Genomic DNA, 811 nt, shown 5'->3' with positions numbered 1-811 from the left:
CGTGGCCGGTGGCCAGGAGGTGTTCGGTGACGAGGCGGGCGCCCAGCTCCTGGTCGAGGGAGACGCCGGGGATGTCGAGCCCGTGGCTGCCCTCCACCGTGACGACGGGAAACGGCGGGGTCAGCCGGGCCAGGGCCTGCACGCTGGAGCGCTGGGGGGTGATGGCGACGGCGCCCTCGACGCCCCAGGCCGCCAAATGGTCGAGCGCGTCCTCCAGCGCGTGGCCGCCGCCGCTGCGCAGGGTGACCGTCGAGACCAGATACCCCTCGTCGCGCGCTGCTTCCTGCAGGCCGGCCAGGGTGCTCGCGGGGCCGTAGAGCGTCGGGTCGACCGCGATGACGCCGATGGTCCGCGAACGCCGGGTGACCAGCGCCCGGGCCGCGGAGTTGCGGCGGTAGCCGAGCCGTTCGATCGCGGCCGTCACCTGGTCCCGGGTGGTGGCCCGGACGTTGGGGTGGCCGCTGAGCACCCGGGACACGGTCTGGTGGGAGACCCCCGCCTCCCGGGCGACGTCCGCCATCGTCGGTGGTCGGAGGGCCTCGGTGGGGCGGGTCATGCCTTGCTTCCTCCGGACGACAGCCGCGGCCCGGCCCGGCCGCGGGACGCCCCGCGAGGGCGACGGGCCCACCTCGAATTCGAGAAACAGCTTAACGCCTCTTGCCCCCAACGTGTGTGAGCGCTAACAATCCAGTGGCCGGTGGGCGGATCCCCGGTCGACGGCGCCCCGGGCACCGCGACGCCGGGGTGCCGCCGGCTTCTCGCCCCTGCCCAGAGCCGCCCCGACGCCCCGCCCCCAGAGCCGCCCCAACCA

Annotated in this window: 1 protein-coding gene; it reads right to left on the bottom strand. The window is 75.2% G+C overall.

Going from position 1 to position 811, the window contains the following annotated elements; translation table 11 throughout:
• A partial coding sequence (locus D3105_RS34025; RefSeq protein WP_133305752.1) for a LacI family DNA-binding transcriptional regulator occupies positions 1–556 on the bottom strand: 556 nt, incomplete at its 3' end.
• Positions 557–811 lie beyond the last annotated feature (255 nt).

The organism is Streptomyces globisporus (assembly GCF_003501885.1).
GTDB classification, from domain to species: domain Bacteria; phylum Actinomycetota; class Actinomycetes; order Streptomycetales; family Streptomycetaceae; genus Streptomyces; species Streptomyces globisporus_D.
The sequence above is the reverse complement of the archived record's forward strand: the minus strand, read 5'-3'. Positions and strand labels throughout refer to the sequence as shown.